The organism is Rhodococcus sp. 852002-51564_SCH6189132-a, assembly GCF_001665495.1.
Lineage (GTDB): Bacteria > Actinomycetota > Actinomycetes > Mycobacteriales > Mycobacteriaceae > Rhodococcus > Rhodococcus pyridinivorans.
The window spans coordinates 1-19,467 of sequence record NZ_LZMJ01000028.1; the positions used below are offsets into that span (position 1 = coordinate 1).

The 19,467-nt window shown below is 68.1% G+C and carries 16 protein-coding genes; 6 read left to right on the forward strand and 10 right to left on the reverse strand.

Annotation, left to right across the window (positions count from 1 at the left end; genetic code table 11):
• From A5767_RS05450 to A5767_RS05460, 3 genes are all read left to right on the forward strand, one after another.
• The coding region (locus A5767_RS05450; RefSeq protein WP_231913126.1) for a hypothetical protein at positions 1-737 on the forward strand (737 nt) is incomplete at its 5' end.
• 111 nt (positions 738-848) lie between these two features.
• Positions 849-1,601: an RDD family protein gene (locus A5767_RS05455; RefSeq protein WP_064851853.1), complete on the forward strand. Its 753-nt coding sequence runs from the start codon at positions 849-851 to the stop codon at positions 1,599-1,601.
• 125 nt (positions 1,602-1,726) lie between these two features.
• Positions 1,727-2,458, forward strand: coding sequence for a queuosine precursor transporter (locus A5767_RS05460; protein ID WP_033097971.1), 732 nt, complete (start codon positions 1,727-1,729; stop codon positions 2,456-2,458).
• A 19-nt stretch (positions 2,459-2,477) separates the two neighbouring features.
• Here the strand turns inward: A5767_RS05460 and tgt are convergent, their stop codons facing one another.
• The 3 genes from tgt to A5767_RS05475 all read right to left on the reverse strand — a co-directional run bounded on the left by tgt (position 2,478) and on the right by A5767_RS05475 (position 7,876).
• Positions 2,478-3,737, reverse strand: coding sequence for a tRNA guanosine(34) transglycosylase Tgt (tgt, locus tag A5767_RS05465; RefSeq protein ID WP_006552517.1), 1,260 nt, complete (start codon positions 3,735-3,737; stop codon positions 2,478-2,480).
• The gene (locus A5767_RS05470) at positions 3,734-4,972 is read right to left on the reverse strand and encodes an MFS transporter (protein WP_064851854.1); all 1,239 of its coding nucleotides are present in this window, start codon (positions 4,970-4,972) and stop codon (positions 3,734-3,736) included. The genes tgt and A5767_RS05470 overlap by 4 nt, the downstream gene beginning before the upstream one ends.
• A 162-nt stretch (positions 4,973-5,134) precedes the next feature.
• Positions 5,135-7,876 (reverse strand): calcium-translocating P-type ATPase, PMCA-type, encoded by a 2,742-nt coding sequence (locus A5767_RS05475; protein WP_064851863.1) that lies wholly within the window; start codon positions 7,874-7,876, stop codon positions 5,135-5,137.
• A gap of 148 nt (positions 7,877-8,024) precedes the next feature.
• Between A5767_RS05475 and A5767_RS05480 the strand changes: the two genes are divergently transcribed.
• Complete coding sequence (locus A5767_RS05480; RefSeq protein ID WP_064851864.1) at positions 8,025-8,444, forward strand: pyridoxamine 5'-phosphate oxidase family protein; 420 nt, start codon at positions 8,025-8,027, stop codon at positions 8,442-8,444.
• Between the two features lie 36 nt (positions 8,445-8,480).
• Entirely contained in the window at positions 8,481-9,347 is an 867-nt protein-coding gene (locus A5767_RS05485; RefSeq protein WP_170318520.1) for a cation diffusion facilitator family transporter, read from the forward strand.
• A 4-nt stretch (positions 9,348-9,351) separates the two neighbouring features.
• Here the strand turns inward: A5767_RS05485 and A5767_RS05490 are convergent, their stop codons facing one another.
• Complete coding sequence (locus tag A5767_RS05490; protein ID WP_064851855.1) at positions 9,352-9,954, reverse strand: LysE/ArgO family amino acid transporter; 603 nt, start codon at positions 9,952-9,954, stop codon at positions 9,352-9,354.
• 72 nt (positions 9,955-10,026) lie between these two features.
• Here A5767_RS05490 and A5767_RS05495 point away from each other — a divergent pair, with 72 nt between their 5' ends.
• Positions 10,027-10,908 (forward strand): LysR family transcriptional regulator ArgP, encoded by an 882-nt coding sequence (locus tag A5767_RS05495; RefSeq protein WP_082331804.1) that lies wholly within the window; start codon positions 10,027-10,029, stop codon positions 10,906-10,908.
• 80 nt (positions 10,909-10,988) lie between these two features.
• Here A5767_RS05495 and A5767_RS05500 read toward each other — a convergent pair whose 3' ends face one another.
• The 6 genes from A5767_RS05500 to A5767_RS05525 form a co-directional block, all read right to left on the reverse strand.
• Complete coding sequence (locus tag A5767_RS05500; protein WP_033097944.1) at positions 10,989-11,966, reverse strand: MarR family transcriptional regulator; 978 nt, start codon at positions 11,964-11,966, stop codon at positions 10,989-10,991.
• 203 nt (positions 11,967-12,169) lie between these two features.
• On the reverse strand, positions 12,170-14,059 hold the full coding sequence (locus A5767_RS05505) for an ABC transporter ATP-binding protein (RefSeq protein ID WP_006552525.1): 1,890 nt from the start codon (positions 14,057-14,059) through the stop codon (positions 12,170-12,172).
• Positions 14,056-15,783, reverse strand: a complete 1,728-nt coding sequence (locus A5767_RS05510; protein WP_006552526.1) for an ABC transporter ATP-binding protein — start codon at positions 15,781-15,783, stop codon at positions 14,056-14,058. The genes A5767_RS05505 and A5767_RS05510 overlap by 4 nt, the downstream gene beginning before the upstream one ends.
• A 94-nt stretch (positions 15,784-15,877) precedes the next feature.
• Positions 15,878-18,214, reverse strand: coding sequence for an MMPL family transporter (locus A5767_RS05515; RefSeq protein WP_006552527.1), 2,337 nt, complete (start codon positions 18,212-18,214; stop codon positions 15,878-15,880).
• Positions 18,215-18,281: 67 nt separating this feature from the next.
• Positions 18,282-18,875: an acyl-CoA-like ligand-binding transcription factor gene (locus tag A5767_RS05520; protein ID WP_006552528.1), complete on the reverse strand. Its 594-nt coding sequence runs from the start codon at positions 18,873-18,875 to the stop codon at positions 18,282-18,284.
• A gap of 96 nt (positions 18,876-18,971) precedes the next feature.
• Positions 18,972-19,436: an RrF2 family transcriptional regulator gene (locus A5767_RS05525; RefSeq protein ID WP_019290305.1), complete on the reverse strand. Its 465-nt coding sequence runs from the start codon at positions 19,434-19,436 to the stop codon at positions 18,972-18,974.
• Positions 19,437-19,467: the final 31 nt, after the last annotated feature.

Here is a 19,467-nt window from a genome sequence, read left to right on the forward strand (position 1 = left end):
GCAACTACCCGCCGCCGGGGAACTATCCGCCTCCCCCGTCGGGTGGTGACTACCCGCCCCCTCCGGGTGCGTACGGCGCCGGGAGCTTCGGTGGTCCGCCTCCGAATCAGCTGAATGTCGGCGACGCGATCTCCTACGGCTGGTCGAAGTTCAGCGGTAACGCCGGCGTGTGGATCGTCTTCATGCTTGCCGCGTTCGTCATCCAGGGCCTGATCAGCGGCATCTTCAACGGGTTCGACTTCACCGGTGAGGCGACGGACTTCACCTTCCTGAGCGCCATCGGCAGCATCGTCTCGGCGATCGTCGGATACCTGATCCAGGCCGCCTTCGTGCGCGGGGCGCTGGCCGAAACCGACGGACAGCGCCCCGCTTTCGGGACGTTCCTCCAGATCGGCCCGATCGGTGCGGTCATCCTCGCAGGTCTGCTCGTGGGCATCGGCACGTCGATCGGTCTCGTGCTGTGCATCCTCCCGGGCCTGGTGTTCGCGTTCTTCGCGTGGTGGACGATGCAGTTCGTCATCGATCGCAATCAGGATGCCGTCACCGCGATCAAGTCGAGCTTCAATGCCGTCAAATCGAATGCGGGAACGCTGGTGTTGCTCGCCCTCGCACTGCTCGGCATCAATCTCCTCGGTGCCCTGTTGTGCCTGATCGGCCTGCTGGTCACCGTGCCGGTGTCGATCATCGCCGTCACGTACGCCTACCGGGTCACCACGGGTGGTCCCGTAGCGGCCTGACACAACCCCGGCGGGACCCTCCCCGTCGCATCCGTAGGCATATCTACCGACGCGCCACGGCACGCTGTACCGTGGCGCGTTGCCATGCCGATCGCGACAAGGGAGACATAAGTGACCACTGGTGGCTATCCACCCCCTCAGCAGGATCCTCGGGCGACGGGCGCTCATCCCGGCGCCCCCTCGTACGGCGCCACCCCGCCCGATTACACCCAGCAGTTCCCGCAGTACGGCGCGCCCCAGAACGGTGGCCCCCAGTACGGCGCTCCTCAGCACGGAACCCCGCAGAACGGAACGCCCCAATTCGGTGCGCCCCAGTTCGGCGCTCCTCAGTACGGTGCACCCCCGTACGGGGCGCCGCAGGACGGTGGGTTCGGCGGCCCGGGATTCCCCGGCCCGGATCCGAATTCCGGTGCCGGCACCCCGGGGGAACTGCTCCCGCGTCTCGGCGCCCGCATCATCGACGGCCTCATCGTTGGTATCCCCATGGGGATCCTGAGCGCGATCATGATCCTCGCGAGCGGTGGAAGCGGTTTCGTGGACTTCTTCATGACGGTCGTCAGCGGTGTCGTCGCCTTCGGCTACTGGACGTACATGGAGTCCGCTCGGGGCGCGACCATCGGCAAGAAGCTCCTCGGCTTGTCGGTGGCCGGCCCTACCGGTGGTAACCCCACCCTCGAGCAGGCCGCCAAGCGCAACGCCTTCGTCGCGCTGCAGATCCTCACCGGCGTCCCGCTGCTGGGCTTCCTCGCCGGTCTGCTGTCGCTCGCCGCATACATCGGTATCGCGGTCACCATCGAGCAGGACGGCAACAAGCAGGGTTTCCACGACAAGTTCGCCGGCGGCACCCGGGTACGTAAGTCCTGATCTCCCGTGCGCTCCGGGTCCCGTCCTCGTCAGGACGGGACCCGTTCGTCGCATATGGGGTGTTCGCGCACGTACAGACGGTCCGCAACTTCGTGATCACCCCGCGGAGATGCTTGGATGTCCGGGTGACCGAGCACGGATCGAACACCTCCCCCGCCCTCTTCGACCACGCCGCCTTCGCGCGCGTGGGACGCAGCCCGTACACGGGGATCGTCGTGCTGTTCACCGCGGTGCTGATGATCTCCAACATCTCCGCGACGAAGGGCATCGCGTTCTTCACCGGCTCCGAACTCACCGTCGGGCCGCTGCAGATCCTGCCGATCATCACCGACGGCGGGTTCTTCCTGTTCCCCCTCGCCTACATCCTCGGCGACGTGCTCAGCGAGGTGTACGGCTTCGCGGCCACCCGCCGCGCCGTCTTCTACGGCTTCGGGGCGGTCGCGCTGTCCGCGCTGTGCTTCTGGATCACGCAGCAGCTGCCCCCGGCCGACTTCTACGCCGGTCAGGAGTCCTTCGAGAACGTCCTCGGTGTGGTGCCCCGGATGTTGATCGCCGGGCTCGCCGGGTACGCGGTCGGGCAGTTGCTCAACTCGTACGTGCTCGTCCGCATCAAGGAACGCACCCGGGAGAAGCACCTGTGGGCGCGGCTGATCGGGTCGACCGTCGTCGGCGAGTTCGCCGACACCCTCATCTTCTGCTCGATCGCCGCAGGGGCCATCGGCATCACGACCTGGGCCGACTTCGTCAACTTCGTGATCGTCGGGTTCCTGTGGAAGACGCTGGTCGAGATCGTCGTGCTCCCGGTGACCTACCGCGTGATCGCGTACGTCAAGAAGCGCGAACCCTCCTACGCCTGACGACTCACGCCCTGACGACTCAGGCCCGACGCCGGCTCGCGTAGAACCGGCCGAGCGTCTCGGCCTTGAACTCGGCAAGCGTGCCGTTCTCCATGTTCGCCCGGATGTCGTCGACGAGGCGCACCGTGAACCGTTCGTTGTGGATCGTGCACAACGTCGAGGCGAGCATCTCCTTCGCCTTGAACAGGTGGTGAATGTACGCGCGCGTGTAGTTCCGGCAGGTGTAGCAGTCGCAGTTCTCGTCGATCGGCGTGAAGTCGCGCCGGTGACGGCTGGTGTTGATGTTGAACCGGCCGTCGGGGTGGTAGATCGCGGCGTTGCGCGCGACCCGCGACGGATTGACGCAGTCGAAGGTGTCGACGCCGTGCTCGACCGCGACGAAGATGTCGTCGGGTTCGCTGATGCCCAACAGGTGTCGCGGCTTGTGCTCGGGCAGCTCCTCGGTGCACCACCGCACGATCGTGCCGAGATTGTGCTTCTCGAGCGCACCGCCGATGCCGTAGCCGTCGAATCCGCGGCCGGTCTCGCCGACGATGGACTCGAGGCCCCGGCATGCCTGTCGTCGCAGGTCCTCGTACTGCGCGCCCTGCACGACGCCGAACAACGCCTGGTAGGGGCGGCGAGCGCGTTCGGCGGTGAGCTTCTCGTGCTCGGCGATGCACCGCACCGCCCACGCCTGGGTCCGTTCGAGGGAGCGTTCCTGGTAGCCGCGGGTGTTCATGAGGGTCGTGAGCTCATCGAAGGCGAACATGATGTCGGCGCCGAGCTCGTGCTGGATACGCATCGACACCTCGGGGGTGAACCGGTGCCGCGACCCGTCGAGGTGCGATTTGAAGGTCACCCCGTCGTCGTCGACGTGGGCGAGCCGCTCCTTGCCCTTGGCGATGACGTCGTCGTTCTGGACACCGACGGACTCCATCGCGATGACCTTCTTGAACCCGGCTCCGAGCGACATGACCTGGAAGCCGCCGCTGTCGGTGAAGGTCGGACCGGGCCAGTTCATGAACTTCCCGAGCCCGCCGGCCTCGTCGACGATGTCGGAGCCGGGCTGCAGGTAGAGGTGGTAGGCGTTGGCGAGCAGCGCCTGCGAGCCGAGCTCGGCCATCGTCTCGGGCAGCACCGCCTTGACGGTCGCCTTCGTGCCCACCGGGACGAAGGCCGGGGTGCGGATGTCTCCGTGCGGGGTGTGGATCGTGCCCGTGCGGCCGAGTCCGTTGTCGAGACGCGCTCCGACCGTGAAGAAGGGATCGGGCGGGGTCGGAATGCTGGAATCGGTCACTTCCGTATCCAATCACGTCGGGAAGGTGCGGCCTTCTCGCGGCGGCGGACGGAGATCGCGAACACGGCGACACCGGCGAGCGCCAGCAGCACACCGACCGCGGCGGGAGCGGTGTAGCCGAACCCGGCCGCGATCACGATCCCGCCGATCCACGCACCGAACGCGTTGGCCAGGTTGAACGCGGCGTGGTGCAGCGACGCCGCGAGCGTCTGGGCGTCCTCGGCGACGTCCATCAACCGCACCTGCAGGGCCGGGCCCACCGCGGCGCATCCGACACCCAGGCCGAAGACCATCACGAAGGCGGTCCACGGGTTGTGGGCTGCGGCGACGAACAGCGCGAGCAGCACCGCGAGCGAGGTGATCGACGCGTAGACGCCGGGGATCACACCGCGGTCGGCGACGCAACCACCGATGGCATTGCCGACGACCATGCCCACGCCGAAGAGCATCAGCGCGACCGGCACCAGCGATCTCGACACTCCGGCGACGTCGGTCAGCGTGGTGCTGATGTAGGTGTACACCGCGAACACACCACCGAAGCCGATGACGGCCACGGCGAGCGTGAGCCAGACGGTGCTGCTCTTCAACGCCCCGAGTTCGACCCGCACGCTGGTCGTCGGTATCGACAGTGTCGGCACCCAGGCGGCGAGAGCGACGATGGTGGCCACTCCGATCACCGCGACCAGCACGAACGCCGCGCGCCAGCCCAGCGCCATGCCGAGCCACGAGGCAGCGGGCACCCCGACGACGTTCGCCACCGACAGCCCCATCATCACCAGCGACACCGCCCGCGCGCGGCGACCGGGTCCGGCGAGGTGCGCCGCGACCAGTGCGGCGACCCCGAAGTACGCGCCGTGCGGCAGGCCGGCGACGAAGCGGGAGACGACGAGCAGACCGTAGTTCGGGGCCAGCACCGTGGCGGCGTTCCCGAGGGTGAACGCGACCATCAGCGCGACCAGCAGTGTCTTGCGCGGCACGCGGGCGGCGATCGTCGCGATGAGCGGGGCACCGACGACGACACCGGCCGCGTAGGCGGAGACGACGTGGCCCGCGGTGGGTTCGGAGACCCCGATGCTCGTCGCGATCTCGGGGAGCAACCCCATGGCGACGAACTCGGTGGTTCCGATCCCGAACCCACCGAGGGCGAGCGCCCACATCACGAGCGTGCGCGCGGGATGTCCGGAGTCGGTGTGGGCAGGATCGTCGAGTGGGCGGCCGGAAGCCGTGGTCGTCATCGGTGAGGAAACCTTCGATCTGTCGAGGGTCCCGGAGCCGGAGGTCGTGCGGGCCGGGACGCGGGCGCGCTGGGGGAGCGACGCGGGGGCAGCCTCCATTCTGGGGCAGTCCGGCCTCACACTTCTCCCCGCGGCGACGTGAGTTCCGCCATCTCCCGATCGTCAGGTGAGGAAGGTCGTATCCGCCCGCTCGGCCCTGCGCGCCTCGATCCTCCTGGCGACGAACTTGCCGATCTCGTCCACCCACAGCACGGACGAGCCGACGGCGACCGCGAGCAGCCACTGCTCGGAGGTGAGCGAGGTGGTGTCCATGAATCCCTGCAGGGCGCCGAGTTGCACGACGCAGATCTGAAGGACGACGACGGCGCCGATCGCGATCCAGATGGTGTGGTTGGTGAACGTCTGCGCCGAGAACACCGATCCGAGATCCGAGCGCACGTTGAACAGGTTGAACACCTGGTAGAAGACGAATGTCGTGAACGCGAGAGTGGTGGCGAACAACGGGTCGGATGCACTGTCGGGGAACAGTTCCGGCCCGAAGTGCAGGACCGCGATCGTGCCCACCGTCATCACGATGCCGAGGCCGAGGATGCGCTGGACCCGGGAGCGTTCGAGCAGCGCCTCGTTCGCGGGCCGCGGTCGTCGCCGCATCGCGTCGGGGGCGGTCGGGTCGACACCGAGCGCGAGCGCCGGCGGTCCGTCCATGATGATGTTCACCCACAGGATCTGCAGTGCGCTGAAGGGCGCGCCACCCGCGAGGCCGAGCACACCGGCCGTCAGGAAGATCAGGACGAAGCCCCACGCCGTGGTGAGCTGGAACTTCACGAATTTGATGATGTTGTCGTAGATTCCGCGTCCCTCGGCCACGGCGGCGACGATGGTCGCGAAGTTGTCGTCGGTGAGGATCATGTCCGCGGCGCCCTTGGAGACGTCGGTTCCCGTGATGCCCATGGCCACACCGATGTCGGATTGTTCGAGCGCGGGAGCGTCGTTGACGCCGTCGCCCGTCATCGCGACGATCTGCCCGTCGGCCTGCAGCGCTTCGACGAACCTGATCTTGTGTTGGGGCGCCACGCGGGCGAGGACACCGAATTCCTTTGCCCTCCGGCGCAGTTCGTCGTCGGTGAGTTTGTCGAGATCCGCACCGGAGGCAGCCGACCCTCGGATTCCGAGTTCCTCGGCGATCGCGGAGGCCGTCACCAGATGGTCGCCGGTGATCATGTGCACCGAGATGCCCGCCTCGTGGGCGACGGCGATCGCATCCTCGGCTTCGGTCCGCGGCGGGTCGACGATGCCGACGATCGCGTGGATCGTCAGGTCGGCCACCTTCTCCTGCAGGGCATCGGTGTCGCCGCGGGGAACGGCGTCGAGGTCGCGCCCGGCGATCATGAGAGTTCGCAGACCTTCCGACGCGAGCGCCTCCACGGCCCGGTGGATCCTCGCGCGACCGTCGTCGTCGAGTGGAATCGGACCGTCGGGACCGGCGATCGAGGTGGCACGGTCGAGGAGCACACCCGGTGCACCTTTCACGAAACAGCGGTATCCGCCGTTCGGCAGGGTGTGGAAGGTGGCCATGTACTTGTAGTCCGAGTCGAACGGCACCTCCGCGATGCGGTTCAGCGCGGCCCGCGCACCCTCGACGTCGATGCCGCCCTTCTCGGCGAGCACCACGAGGGCGCCCTCGGTGGGATCGCCGACCAGTATTCCGTTGCGCACGGTCGCGTCGTTGCACAGTCCCATCCCGAGCAGTGCGTCCGTGAAGTCCGGTGCGGGCAGGCCGTCGCCGACAAGGATCTTGCCGTCGGTTCCGTACCCGGTGCCGGTGACGCGGAAGGCACGACCCGCGACGAGCAGTCGCTGCACCGTCATCTCGTTGAGGGTGAGGGTGCCGGTCTTGTCGGTGCAGATGTGGGTGGTGCTGCCGAGTGTCTCGACCGCGGCGAGTCGTTTGACGATCGCGCCGCGGGCCGCGAGGCGTGAGGCTCCCATCGCCAGGGTGAAGGCGACGACGGCCGTGAGCCCTTCGGGGATCGTCGCGACCGCCAGCGACACCGCGGTGACGAGGAGATCCGACCAGGTCTGCCCCCGCAGCAGTCCGAGGACGAACACCAGCGCCACCGTCACGATCGCGATGATCGTCAGGGCCTGGGCGAGCTGGCCGATGCGTCGTTGCAGCGGCGTCTGTTCGACACCTGCCGCTCCGAGAAGGGTTGCGATGGCTCCCATCTCGGTGCGCATGCCCGTTCCGGTGACGATCATCGCGGCACGTCCGCGTGTGACCTCGGTGTTCATGAACAGCATGTCGGTGCGGTCGCCGAGCGGTGCGTCGGGATCGTCGACGACGTCGACCTGTTTGTCGACGGGCTGGGATTCGCCGGTGAGGGCGGCCTCGGCGACCTGCAGCCGGACGGCGGTGACGAGTCGGCCGTCGGCCGGGACGGTGTCGCCGGCCTCGAGGAGCACCACGTCTCCGGGGACGAGTTCGGCGCGCGGCACCTCCGTCCCGCGACCGTCGCGCAGCAGCCGGCTGGTGGACACCGACATCTTCTTCAACGCAGCGAGGCTGCTCTCGGCCCGGGATTCCTGCACGTAGTTCAGCACGGTGTTGAGCGCGATCACCGCGAAGATGACGACGGGGGTCTCCCACTCACGGGAGACGGTGGCGCTGACCACCGCCGCGACGACCAGAACGAGGGTCATCCTGTCGGCCAGCAGCGACAGCACGCGTCGCCAGGTCGGCACCTTCTTCGCCTCGTCGAGCAGGTTCGGGCCGTACTCGCCGCGGCGTCGTTCGACCTCGTCCGCGCTCAGTCCTCGTTGCGGATCGACCTCGAACGCCTCGGCGACGTCGGTCGCGGCGCGGGTGTGCCAACTCGAGGTGGTCGCGGGAGCCTGTGCGGACATCGGCACTCCTCGTTCGGGCTGCTCTCGGCGGATCGGGCGAACACGGTCCTGACGGCCGGTTTCACCGTAACCGGCGGAGCGTTCCACTGCGCCGGAAGCCGGTTCGTGATGTGCTGGATACGGCAGCGGAACCGGAGGAGTGAACGCGATGCGCGACAACCCGAACACCGACGATCCTGTCGTCCCCCTCGACGAGGACCAGTGCTGGGACCTGCTCGCGACGGGCAAGGTGGGCCGCCTCGTCACCGTCGTCGGCGGACGACCGGAGATCTATCCCGTCAACTACGTCACCGACGATCGCACGGTGTACTTCCGCAGCGGTGAGGGCAGCAAGCTCTCCGAACTGGCGGTGCACCCGCAGGTGGCCTTCGAGGTGGACGAGATCCGCGAGGACTCCGCATGGAGCGTCGTGCTGCACGGACACGCCCGGATCCTGCGGAGCTTCGACGACGCGGCGCGGATCGACGCCCTCGGACTGTCGCCGTGGGTTCCCACCCCGAAGTACGACTACGTCGCGCTGACGGCCACCGAACTCACCGGGATGCAACTCACGCTCGTCAAGCGCTGACCGGTGGTGCCCTCTGCGCAGCAGCACCGCCTGTTGATGCGGTTCATGCTGTTGTCGGTGGCGACCGCGCTCGCGACGATGCTGCTGAAGGCATCGGCGGCGTGGATCACCGGATCCGTGGGTCTGTTGTCGGACGCACTCGAATCCGGGGTCAACCTCGTCGCGGCGCTCGTCGGTCTCGCGGCGCTACGTCTCGCCGCGAAGCCGGCCGATGCGAACCACGATTTCGGGCACGGGAAGGCCGAGTACCTCTCCGCCGCGGTCGAGGGCACCATGGTCTTCGCCGCCGCGACGGTGATCCTGTGGACCTCGGTCGAGCGCCTGATCTCACCGCAGCCGGTGACCGAGGTCGGACTCGGTCTCCTCCTGTCGGCCGGATCGTCGGCGCTCAATCTCGTGGTCGGTCTGCTGCTCATCCGGCAGGGTCGGGCACACCGGTCGATCACGCTGGTCGCCGACGGGAAACACCTGCTGACGGACGTGTGGACGTCGGCGGGCGTGCTCGTCGGCGTCGCGCTGGTCGCGCTGTCCGGGTGGGACGTGCTCGACCCGATCGTGGCGATCCTCGTCGCCCTGAACATCCTGCGGATCGGTTTCGGCCTCGTGCGGCAGGCGGTCGTCGGCATGCTCGACGCGGTTCTTCCCCCGGAGGACGTGACGGCGGTGAACGCCGTCCTCGACCGCTATCGGGAACCGGGGGTGGTGACGATCCTGCCGCCGCGCACCCGCGAGTCGGGACGTCAGCGCTTCGTCTACCTCGTCGTGCGGGTGCCGGGCGACTGGACGGTGCGGGCCGGGCACGACCTGCTCGACCGCATCGAGGCCGATCTCGCCGAGGCGCTGCCCGGTGTCGTGGTGTTCAGCCATCTCGAGCCCGACCGCGCCCCCACGGGACGCAGATGAGTGATCAGGACGAGGCGACGAGTCCGGCACCGAGGCCGAGCATCAGGACCGCGACGCCACCGTCGAGGATGCGCCACGAGGACGGCTTGGCGAACCAGGCGCGCAGATAGCGGGCCCCGTACCCGAGGGCGGCGAACCACACGACGCTCGCGGTGATCGCCCCGGCACCGAACCACCACCGGCCGGGGCTGCCGTAGTGGTTGGCCACCGAACCGAGCATGAGCACGGTGTCGAGATAGGTGTGCGGGTTGAGCCAGGTCAGCGCCAGACAGGTCAGCAGGGCCGCGCCGATGGTGACGGCACCGCCCGGGGCGGCGGACAGTGCCGACGGCTTCAGCGCGCGACGTGCCGCGAAGAGTCCGTAGCAGATGAGGAAAGCGGCACCCGCCCAACGGATCACGTCGATCGCGCCGGGAGCGCGGTCGAGGATCGTCGCGATCCCGGCGATGCCCGCGGTGATGAGCACGGCGTCGGAGATCACGCAGATCGCGATCACAGGCAGCACGAATCGTCGCGCGATCGCCATGCGCAGGACGAAGGCATTCTGCGCACCGATGGCGGCGATGAGGGACAGACCTGTGACGAATCCGGCGACGACGAGTGACATGGCATCGACGCTAGGAATCCTGTCGAGATAAGAACAGTTGATTTTGCTGTACCTGCATTAGAGTTTCTTAATGTGGATCTCGACTTCGCTCAACTTCGCACTTTTGCAACGGTATTGGACGAGGGCACTTTCGAGGGTGCGGCGGCTGTTCTTCGCGTCACACCGTCCGCGGTGAGCCAACGCATCAAGTCGCTCGAACAACACGTCGGTCAGGTACTGCTGCGACGGACCCGGCCCGTCAGCGCGACCGCGGCCGGCGAAGTGGTGATGCGGCTCGCCCGGCAGGTCGCGCGGCTGGAGCAAGACGCCTCCGAGGAACTCGGTCTCGGCGCCGACACCGGGAGTTACGCCACGATCCCGCTCGTCGTCAACGCCGACTCGATGTCCACCTGGATGCTGCGCGCCCTGGCCCGGATGCCCGTGCGCTACCGAGCCCTGTTCGAACTGCACCGCGAGGACGAGTTCCACTCCACGGATCTGTTGCGCGACGGAACCGCCATGGCAGCGGTCACCTCCGTCCCCGAACCCGTGCAGGGCTGCACGTCCGAGAAGCTCGGCGCCATGCGCTATCACGCGATGGCGAGCGTGGACTTCGCCGAACGCTGGTTCCCCGAGGGCATGACCCCCACCGAACTGCGGGAGGCCCCGATGCTCACCTTCGACCGCAAGGACGACATGCAGGATCGCTTCGTCCGCAAGCGGACCCGGCGGCGGCTGAATCCGCCGCGCAACTACGTTCCGGGCGCCCTCGAATTCGTCGAGGCCGCGCGGCTGGGGTTGGGCTGGGCCATGCTCCCCGACGCGATGGTCGCCGACACGACCGATCTCGTGAGCATGGCCCCGGACGACCCGATCGCCGTGCCGCTGTACTGGCAGCGGTGGCGGCTGGACTCCCCCGTGCTCGACGCGCTGACCGATGCGGTCCGTCGCACCGCGCGCGAAGTGCTGCACTGACCTCCCGGAATCCGACCTTCCGAAACGGGAGCGGCCTGACGCCCCACCTCGGTCAGCGGCATGCGCCAGACCTTGTCGTCTCACCGCGCCTGCATCGCGCCGATCGGGTCGACATACATCACCCGCGACGCCGCACCGAGCGCCGCCGCCGACCGCAGATCGTCATCGGCTTCCGAGAACCGCAGCGGCACATCGTTGTACGACGACTGCTGCCGGTAACCGTCGGACACGTCCTCGCGCTCCCGTCCATGTCGGGTGAACAGCTCACCACCGACGGTCACCACGTCGGGATTGACGACGTCGCGCACCAGCGCGACCGCACGGCCGAGGAGCACCGCCTGGTTCGGCGACGGGTCGGTGCCACCGGCACTCCCCGGTTCGAGTACAGCACAGAACGATTCGATGTCGTCGGCCGAGGACCGTGCGAGGCCGTCCACGAGCCACGCCATCGAGATCGATTCCTCCGCACACAGATACAGCCAGCTCTCGGGTCGTCGCCGGAAGGCGCTCTCGCACCGGCGGTATTCGACCTCCGCGACCGCCTCCACGTACGGAACGACCGTGTACGGCGTGGGCACGATCGCCCGGAACAACACGTCCACGGGCGCTTCGCACCAGCCCAGTCGCGGGTGGTCGAGCGCCCCTCGGTGCTCGTCGTACAGACCACCCACCGCGAGCCCTGCCCACAGCGGCTGCCTGCCTCGCTGGTGGGACTCGTGCACCCGCAGCGCCGCACCGATCGCGGCGAAGACGTCGAACACCGACGCCGGTGTCGCGAAGGTCGTCCGGTGCAGTTCCCGTCCGAGCAGGTCGCCGGAAACCACCCGGGTCTCCCGCTCCCCCAGATGGATACCGGCGAGGAAACCCCGTTCGGTGTCCACCTCCACCGGCACGTGCGGCCGTCCCACCCGTCCCCGCGGAGCGAGATCGGGGCGGTCGCGCAGCAACCCGTGCTCGAGCAACGACGTCACCGCCCGGTTGACCGTCGACGCCGACAGGCCCGTGAAATCGGCGAGCATCGTGCGCGTCGCCGGTCCCCCACGTCGCAGATGCTGCATGATCCGCCCCGCCGGTGTGGTCTCGTCGACCCGGAAGACCCCCGGCCGTCCAGATCGCACGGAGACCCCCGGTCGCGCAGAGCGCAGGAGATCGAGAGGTGACCGTACCGCTGTTGTCCGCACCTCCGTCATGGCCAGAAGTGTCCCGTCCCGCCCGCGAGGACGGAATGTTTTGTATCAGGCCGCGCCGAAGTCTCCCGCGTTCACTCCACGAGTGCCTTGAACTGCGCGTCGTACAGCCTCGCGTACGCACCGGCCGCCTCGAGCAGCCCCTCGTGGGTGCCCTGTTCGACGATCCGTCCGTCCTCCATCACCACGATGCGGTCGGCGTTCCGGATGGTCGACAGGCGGTGAGCGATGACGAAGCTGGTGCGGTCGTCGCGCAATCGCGCGGTGGCCTGCTGGACGAGCAGTTCGGTGCGGGTGTCGACCGAGCTCGTCGCCTCGTCGAGGATGAGGATCGACGGCTTGGACACGAACGCCCGCGCGATCGTGATGAGCTGACGCTCACCGGCGCTGAGGTTGCCGTCGTTCTCCTCGTCGATGATCGTGTCGTAGCCGTCGGGCAGGGCCCGCACGAAACGGTCGACGTAACTCATCCTGGCCGCGGACATGATCTGGTTCTCGGTGGCGTACGGATTGCCGTAGGCGATGTTCTCGCGGATGGTGCCGCCGAACAGCCAGGTGTCCTGCAGGACGATGCCGATGCGCGAGCGCAGTTCGTCGCGGGACATCGAACGGATGTCCACGCCGTCGACGAGGATCCGGCCCGCGTCGACCTCGTAGAAGCGCAGGATCAGGTTGATGAGGGTGGTCTTGCCGGCGCCCGTGGGTCCGACGATCGCGATCATCTGACCCGGTTCGGCCCGCAACGACAGGTTCTCGATGAGCGGCCGATCGGGGGTGTACGAGAAGGCGACGTTCTCGAACTCGACGAGTCCGTGCCGGCTCCACGGCATCGTCGGCGCCGCGACCTCCGGTTCCTCCTCCGGTTCGTCGAGCACCGCGAACACCCGCTCGGCCGACGCCGACGCCGACTGCAGGAGGTTGACCATCGCGCCGATCTGCGCGAGCGGCTGCACGAGCTGACGCGAGTACTGGATCATCGCCTGGATCTCACCGAGCGTCGCGGTGCCCGACGCGATCCGCAGACCACCGAGCACGGCGATGACGACATAGCCGACGTTGCCGAGGAAGGTCACGAACGGCATCACCAGTCCGGACACGAACTGCGCGCGGTAGGAGGCCTGGTACAGCGACTCGTTGGTGTCGGTGAAGCGTCGCTGCACCTCCGCGGTCCGGCTGTAGGCGGTGATGAGCTCGTGCCCGGTGAAGGCTTCCTCGATCTGCCCGTTGAGCTTGCCGGTCGTCTCCCACTGCGCGAGGAAGTGCTTGCGCGAGCGACGCGCGATCACTGCCGTCGCCACGACCGACGCCGGAACGGTCAGGATCGCGACGAGCGCGAGCATCGGCGAGATGAACAGCATCATCACCACGAGACCGAGCAGCGTCAGCACCGCGAGGACGAGCTGGGAGATGGACTCCTGCATGCCCGCCGCGACGTTGTCGATGTCGTTGGTGACGCGGCTGAGCAGGTCGCCGCGCGAATGCGTGTCGAAGTACCGCAGCGGCAACCGGTGGATCTTGCGTTCGATCCGCGACCGCATGTCGCGCACGACGCGCTGCACGATCTCGTTGAGGCCGTAGGCGGCGACCCAGATCAGACCGGACGAGAGCAGGTACAGCGCCAGGACGATGACGAGGATCCGGCCGAGGGCCGAGAAGTCGATGCCGAGTCCGGGCACCACGTCCATCCCCGAGACCATGTCGGCGAACTGGTCGCGGCCCTCGGCGCGCAGACCGGCGACGGCTTCTTCCTTGGTCTGTCCGGCGGGGAACTGCATGCCCACCACCCCGTCGAAGATGACGTCGGTGCCGCGGCCGAGCACGAAGGGCGCCACCGACATGCTCACGACGCCGAGGAAGGCGGAGAGCAGCACCGAGTAGACGGCGTAGCGGTGCGGGTGGAGCAGGCCGAGCACCCGGCGGACGGTGCGCAGACGCGACGGTGCCGCCGCTTCCGGAGTCGTCATATCGTGGCCATCCTCTGCGACTCGACGATCTCCGAGTACGTCCGGCACCGGCCGAGCAGACCGAGATGCGTCCCGGAATCGACCATGACGCCGTTGTCGAGGACGACGATGCGGTCGGCGTCCTGCACGGTGGAGACCCGCTGCGCGACGATGAGCACGCACGCGTCGCGCGTCTCGGGTTCGAGCGCCGCGCGCAGGCGGGCGTCGGTCGCCGGGTCGAGTGCGGAGAAGGCGTCGTCGAACAGGTAGATGGCGGGCCGGCGGACGAGGGCGCGAGCGATCGCGAGGCGCTGCCGCTGCCCGCCGGAGACCGTGGTGCCGCCCTGGGAGAGGACCGTGTTCAGTCCGTCCTCGGTCTTGTGGACGAAGTCGGCGGCCTGCGCGACCTCGAGGGCGTGCCACAGTTCGTCGTCGGTGGCGTCGGCGCGTCCGTACCGGAGGTTGTCGGCGATGGTGCCGGAGAACAGGTAGGCCTTTTGCGGCACGACGGCGATGCGCGAGCGCAGCACGTCGGTGTCGAGCGCCCGGACGTCGACACCCGCGACGAGCACCTGCCCGGCGGTGACGTCGATGAGCCGCGGCACGAGGCGCATCATGGTGCTCTTGCCCGATCCGGTGCCGCCGATGATCGCGGTGGTGGAACCGGGGTCGGCGCGGAACGACACCCCGCTGAGCACGGGAGCGTCGGCACCGGGATACGAGAAACCGGCATTGCGGAGTTCGAGGGTGACGCGGGTCGGGAGTTCGCGGACCGGTTCGGCGGGCGAAGACACCGTCGGTTCGGTGTCGAGCACGTCGAGGATGCGCTCGGCGCAGACCGCGGCGCGCGGAGCCATGATCGCGACGAACGACGTCATGAGCACGGCCATGAGGATCTGGGCGATGTAGGTGATCATCGCGGTGATGGAGCCGACCTGCATCGCACCGGAGTCGATACGGTGGGCGCCCACCCACAGGACGCCGACGGTGCTCACATTCGAGATCAGCAGCACCGCCGGGTACAGCACGGAGTTCACGCGGCCGACGCGCAAGGCGGTGGCGGTGAGGTCGTCGTTGGCGCCGTCGAAGCGGGCCTTCTCGGTTTCGTCGCGCACGAATGCCCTGATCACGCGGATGCCGGTGATCTGCTCGCGCAACACCCGATTCACAGAGTCGATGCGCTTCTGCATGACCCGGAAGCCGGGCAGCATGAGCGCGATGAGCGCGGCCATGGTGAAGATCAGCACCGGGACGGCGACGACCAGCACGAGCGAGGTGCCGGGGTCCTGGCGGATCGCCATGATGACGCCACCGATCCCCATGATCGGGGAGGTCACGACGATGGTGCAGGTCATCAGCACGAGCATCTGAACCTGCTGCACGTCGTTGGTGTTGCGGGTGATCAGCGACGGGGCACCGAACGTCCCGAACTCGCGCGCCGAGAACCGCCCCACATTCCGGACGAGCGCGAGCCGCACGTCGCGGCCGAAGCCCATCGCGGCGCGCGCCGCGAAGTAGACGGCACCGGTCGCGGCGCCGACCTCGACGGCGCTGATGACGAGCATCAGCAGACCGGTCCGGACGATGTAATCGATGTCCCCGGTCGCCACGCCGTTGTCGATGATGTCGGCGTTGAGACTCGGGAGCAGCAACATGCCCCCGGTCGCGACCAGCTGCAGGAGTACGACCCCCGCGAGGGCACCCCGATAGGGCGCCATGAAGCGGCGCAACAGCCGTAGCAACATGGGCATTACGCTACCTGCGACTCCCTGCAGCAATCTTCACGATCCATCCGGGCGGCCCCCCACCGCGGCGGGTACGTGGCCGCCCGGGGGTTCGTCACACGCGTGCGGATTCCGGTGCGGGCTCGGTGGCACCGAGCTCGCGGGTGAGCTTCTCGCCCTCGACGTCGACGTTCGGAAGGATCCGGTCGAGCCACTTCGGCAGCCACCACGCCTTGTCGCCGAGTAGCGCCATCACCGACGGGATGATGACCATGCGGACGATGAAGGCGTCGAAGAAGACCGCCGCGGCGAGTGCGAAACCGATCGACTTGATCAGCGAGTCCGGTTCGGCGATGAACGCCGCGAACACCGAGATCATGATGATCGCCGCTGCGCTCACCACGCGCGCGCCGTGTGCGAAGCCGCTGCGGACGGCCTCGAGTGCGCTCGCGCCGTGGACGTAGTCCTCACGCATACGCGTCACCAGGAACACTTGGTAGTCCATCGCAAGACCGAAGACGACGCCGATGAGGATGATCGGCATGAAGCTCACGATGGGCTGCGGGTTGGCGATCAGGCCGCCCCAGCCCTCCTGGAAGACCGCGACGGTGGCACCGAAGGTCGCCAGGACGCTGAGCAGGAAGCCGAGGGTTGCGGTGAGCGGCACCAGGATCGAGCGGAACACCAGCATCAGCAGGATGAAGGCGAGGCCGACGACGACCGCGAGGTACGGAGCCAGTGCGCTCTGGAGGCTGTCGGAGACGTCGCCCTCGAGCGCGGTCTGGCCGGTCACGCCGTAGGACAGGCCGAACTCCTCGTTCAGCTCGGTCTCGCCGTCGCGGATGCTCTGGACGAGGTCCATCGTCGCGGGATCGGTCGGGCCGCTGCGCGGAGTGACGAGGATCTGGGCGGTGTCTCCCGCCTCGTTCACCGCGACGATCTGGGCGTTGACGACCTCGTCGTTCTCGTACAGCTTGCCGACGACGGCCCCGAACGCGACTGGGGCCTCCACGTCGGCGTTCTGGGTGTCGACGACGACGACCAGCGGGCCGTTGCGTCCGGGACCGAATCCCTCGTCGACCAGGTCGTAGGCCTTGCGGGCGCTGGTCGCCGGGTCGGCGGTGGCCTCCGACGGCAGGGCGAGGTTCAGTCCGGTGGCGGGCAGCGCGAGCGCACCGAGGAGGACCACACCGGCGATGAGCGGGATGGCCGGGCGTCGCGTGATCAGGCCGACGAACTTGGCGCCCGCCTTGGGGGTGTCGTCGTCGGAACCGCGCTTGTTCAGGAACGGGATGCGGCCGGCGAAGGCCTTCTCCCCGAACAGTCCGAGCACGGCGGGCAGCAGCGACACGGCGATGAGCACGGCCATGAGCACCGTGAACGCGGCAGCGTAACCCATGACCGACAGGAACGGGATGCCGACGACGCTCAGCGCCATGAGGGCGATGATGACCGTCAGGCCGGCGAAGACGACCGCGGAACCGGCGGTGCCCACGGCACGGCCGGCGGCCTCGGTGCGATCAGAGGTGATGGTGAGTTCGTGCCGGAAGCGCGAGACGATGAACAGCGAGTAGTCGATCGCCACGGCCAGACCGATCATGACCGCCAGCGTCGGGGTCATCGAGCTGAGGTCGGCGAAGCCGGAGGCGATGGTGATGCCGAGGCTGCCGATGCCGACGCCGACGAGTGCGGTGACCAGCGGAAGTCCGGCGGCGACGAGCGAGCCGAAGGTCAGGGTGAGCACGATCGCGGCGATGCCGATGCCGATGAGTTCGGCGGTGCCACCGGGCATGCCCATCTCGGCGGCAGCCGTACCGCTGACCTCGACGGTCAGGCCGGCGTCACGGCCGATCTCGGCGGCGTCGAAGATCTGGTCGCGCAGGGCCTGGTCGACGTCGGTGATCTCGCCCTCGAACGGGACGGTGACGAAGCCGACGGTGCGGTCGGCGCTCAGCGGCGACAGGGCCTGGGCGTCGGACAGCGCAGCCTCTTCGGAGGTGCCCTGCTGCGCGGCGACGGCCTTCATCTGCTCGACGAGACCGGCGTCGGCGAGGACCGGGTTGACCAGCGCGCCGGCCTGTTCCTCCGGCGAGGCGGTGGCGGGGTCGACCTTGGCGGGCGGCGAGACGCGGTCGATGCCGCGGACCGCGGCGAGGACCTCGTCGACGGCGGCCAGGTTCTCGGGGTCGTCGAGCGTCTGCCCGTCGGGCGCGGCGAAGACGTAACGCGCGCTGAGCCCGTTCATCGGATCTTCGGTCGACGGGAACCGCTCCGCCATGAGGTCCTGGGTCTTCTGCGCGGGGGTGCCCGGAAGCGTGAACGCGTCCGTGGTGGGCCCGGACAGGGTTGCTGCACCGACCCCGAAGAGCACGAGCAGCGCGATCCAGAAGGACAGCACTGCGCCCTTCCGTCGGTGGGCGAACTTGCCCAGCCGGTACAGGTAGGTCGCCACGGGGCACCCTTTCTATGTCGGAAGATCCTGGTGGGGTCGGATGGTCGGAACGGGCAGAGGTCCGGAATCAGGAGAATCCGCGTCGGAGCTGGTCGAACGCCTCGCGGATGAGCTCTTCGACCGACCGGTCCGTCGTCCCGGTCGCGTGTGTCTCCATGGCCGCGCGCACGGCGCCCATGGCGGCGTAGTTCAGCAGCGAGGGGTACAGGTCGGCATCGGGGTCGGTGCCGGTGCGTTCGGCGATGATCTCGACGAGCAACTGCGACGAACGCCGCTCGACCTCGATCTGCCGGGACAACAGCACGTTGCTCTCCTCGAGCAGGGTGATGCACGCGACGATCTCGCCGAACGGCCAGTCGGGGTTCTGCACGACGTCCAGGGCCACCGTGAGCAGCGAATCCATGATGTCCTCGTCGGCGGGACGATCGCGCAGCAGGTCGATCCACTCCTCGACCCGAGTCTCGAGATACGCGAGGACGGCGTCTTCCTTGCTCGCGAAGTAGTTGTGGAAGGTGCGGGTCGAGACACCCGCGCGCGCTGCGATCGCATCGGCCGTCACGGCGGCCAGACCGTGTTCACGAGCGAGTTCGGCCGCGGCGGTCGCGAGAGCCGCACGAGTGGCCGCCTTCTTGCGGTCGCGCAGGCCGGGAGTGATGGTCACTCCATCCAGGTTACTGATTTTGCAGAGTTCTGTAAGTTTGCAGAGTCATGCAAATTTATGACATCGCCCACAGGCGTTCCCGGCCTATCGCGGGCTTCACACCCGGCGACGCTCCCAGGCGCCCGGATCCTTCGTAAGATCCTCTACGAAACCGGGGAGGTCTCCCGTGACGACATCCGCGAGCGATACCTCTTCGAGCACGGCGCGCAGGTTCACACGCACCGCGATCCACACGTCCTGCAGCCGTTCGGCCGCCCCGCTGTAGACGACGTCCTCGGGCCGCTCGCCACGCACCGACGCCAGCGGGCCCTCGACCGTGCGGATGATGTCGGCAATGGAGATCTCGGTCGCGGGTCGCGCGAGCCAGTAACCGCCCTCCGGTCCCCGCCGGCTGTTCACCAACCCACCGCGACGCAGGTCGGCGAGAACGGCCTCGAGGAACTTGTGCGGGATGGTCTGCGCCGTCGCGAGGGTCTCCGCCTTCGTCAGGCGACCGTCCTCGATCGCCGCGAGTTCGAGCAGGGTCCGCACGGCGTAGTCGACCCTCGCGGTGATGTGCATGCCATGCCTCTCGCGCTGCCTGATGTCGTCG

What these genes read in the sequence shown, in the direction of transcription:
- A5767_RS05470 (WP_064851854.1), bottom strand. Translation starts at nt 4,972, where the DNA reads ATGACGACCACGGCTTCCGGCCGCCCACTCGACGATCCTGCCCACACC.
- A5767_RS05475 (WP_064851863.1), bottom strand. Translation starts at nt 7,876, where the DNA reads ATGTCCGCACAGGCTCCCGCGACCACCTCGAGTTGGCACACCCGCGCC.
- A5767_RS05480 (WP_064851864.1), top strand. Translation starts at nt 8,025, where the DNA reads ATGCGCGACAACCCGAACACCGACGATCCTGTCGTCCCCCTCGACGAG.
- A5767_RS05485 (WP_170318520.1), top strand. Translation starts at nt 8,481, where the DNA reads ATGCGGTTCATGCTGTTGTCGGTGGCGACCGCGCTCGCGACGATGCTG.
- A5767_RS05490 (WP_064851855.1), bottom strand. Translation starts at nt 9,954, where the DNA reads ATGTCACTCGTCGTCGCCGGATTCGTCACAGGTCTGTCCCTCATCGCC.
- A5767_RS05500 (WP_033097944.1), bottom strand. Translation starts at nt 11,966, where the DNA reads ATGCAGCATCTGCGACGTGGGGGACCGGCGACGCGCACGATGCTCGCC.
- A5767_RS05505 (WP_006552525.1), bottom strand. Translation starts at nt 14,059, where the DNA reads ATGACGACTCCGGAAGCGGCGGCACCGTCGCGTCTGCGCACCGTCCGC.
- A5767_RS05510 (WP_006552526.1), bottom strand. Translation starts at nt 15,783, where the DNA reads ATGTTGCTACGGCTGTTGCGCCGCTTCATGGCGCCCTATCGGGGTGCC.
- A5767_RS05525 (WP_019290305.1), bottom strand. Translation starts at nt 19,436, where the DNA reads ATGCACATCACCGCGAGGGTCGACTACGCCGTGCGGACCCTGCTCGAA.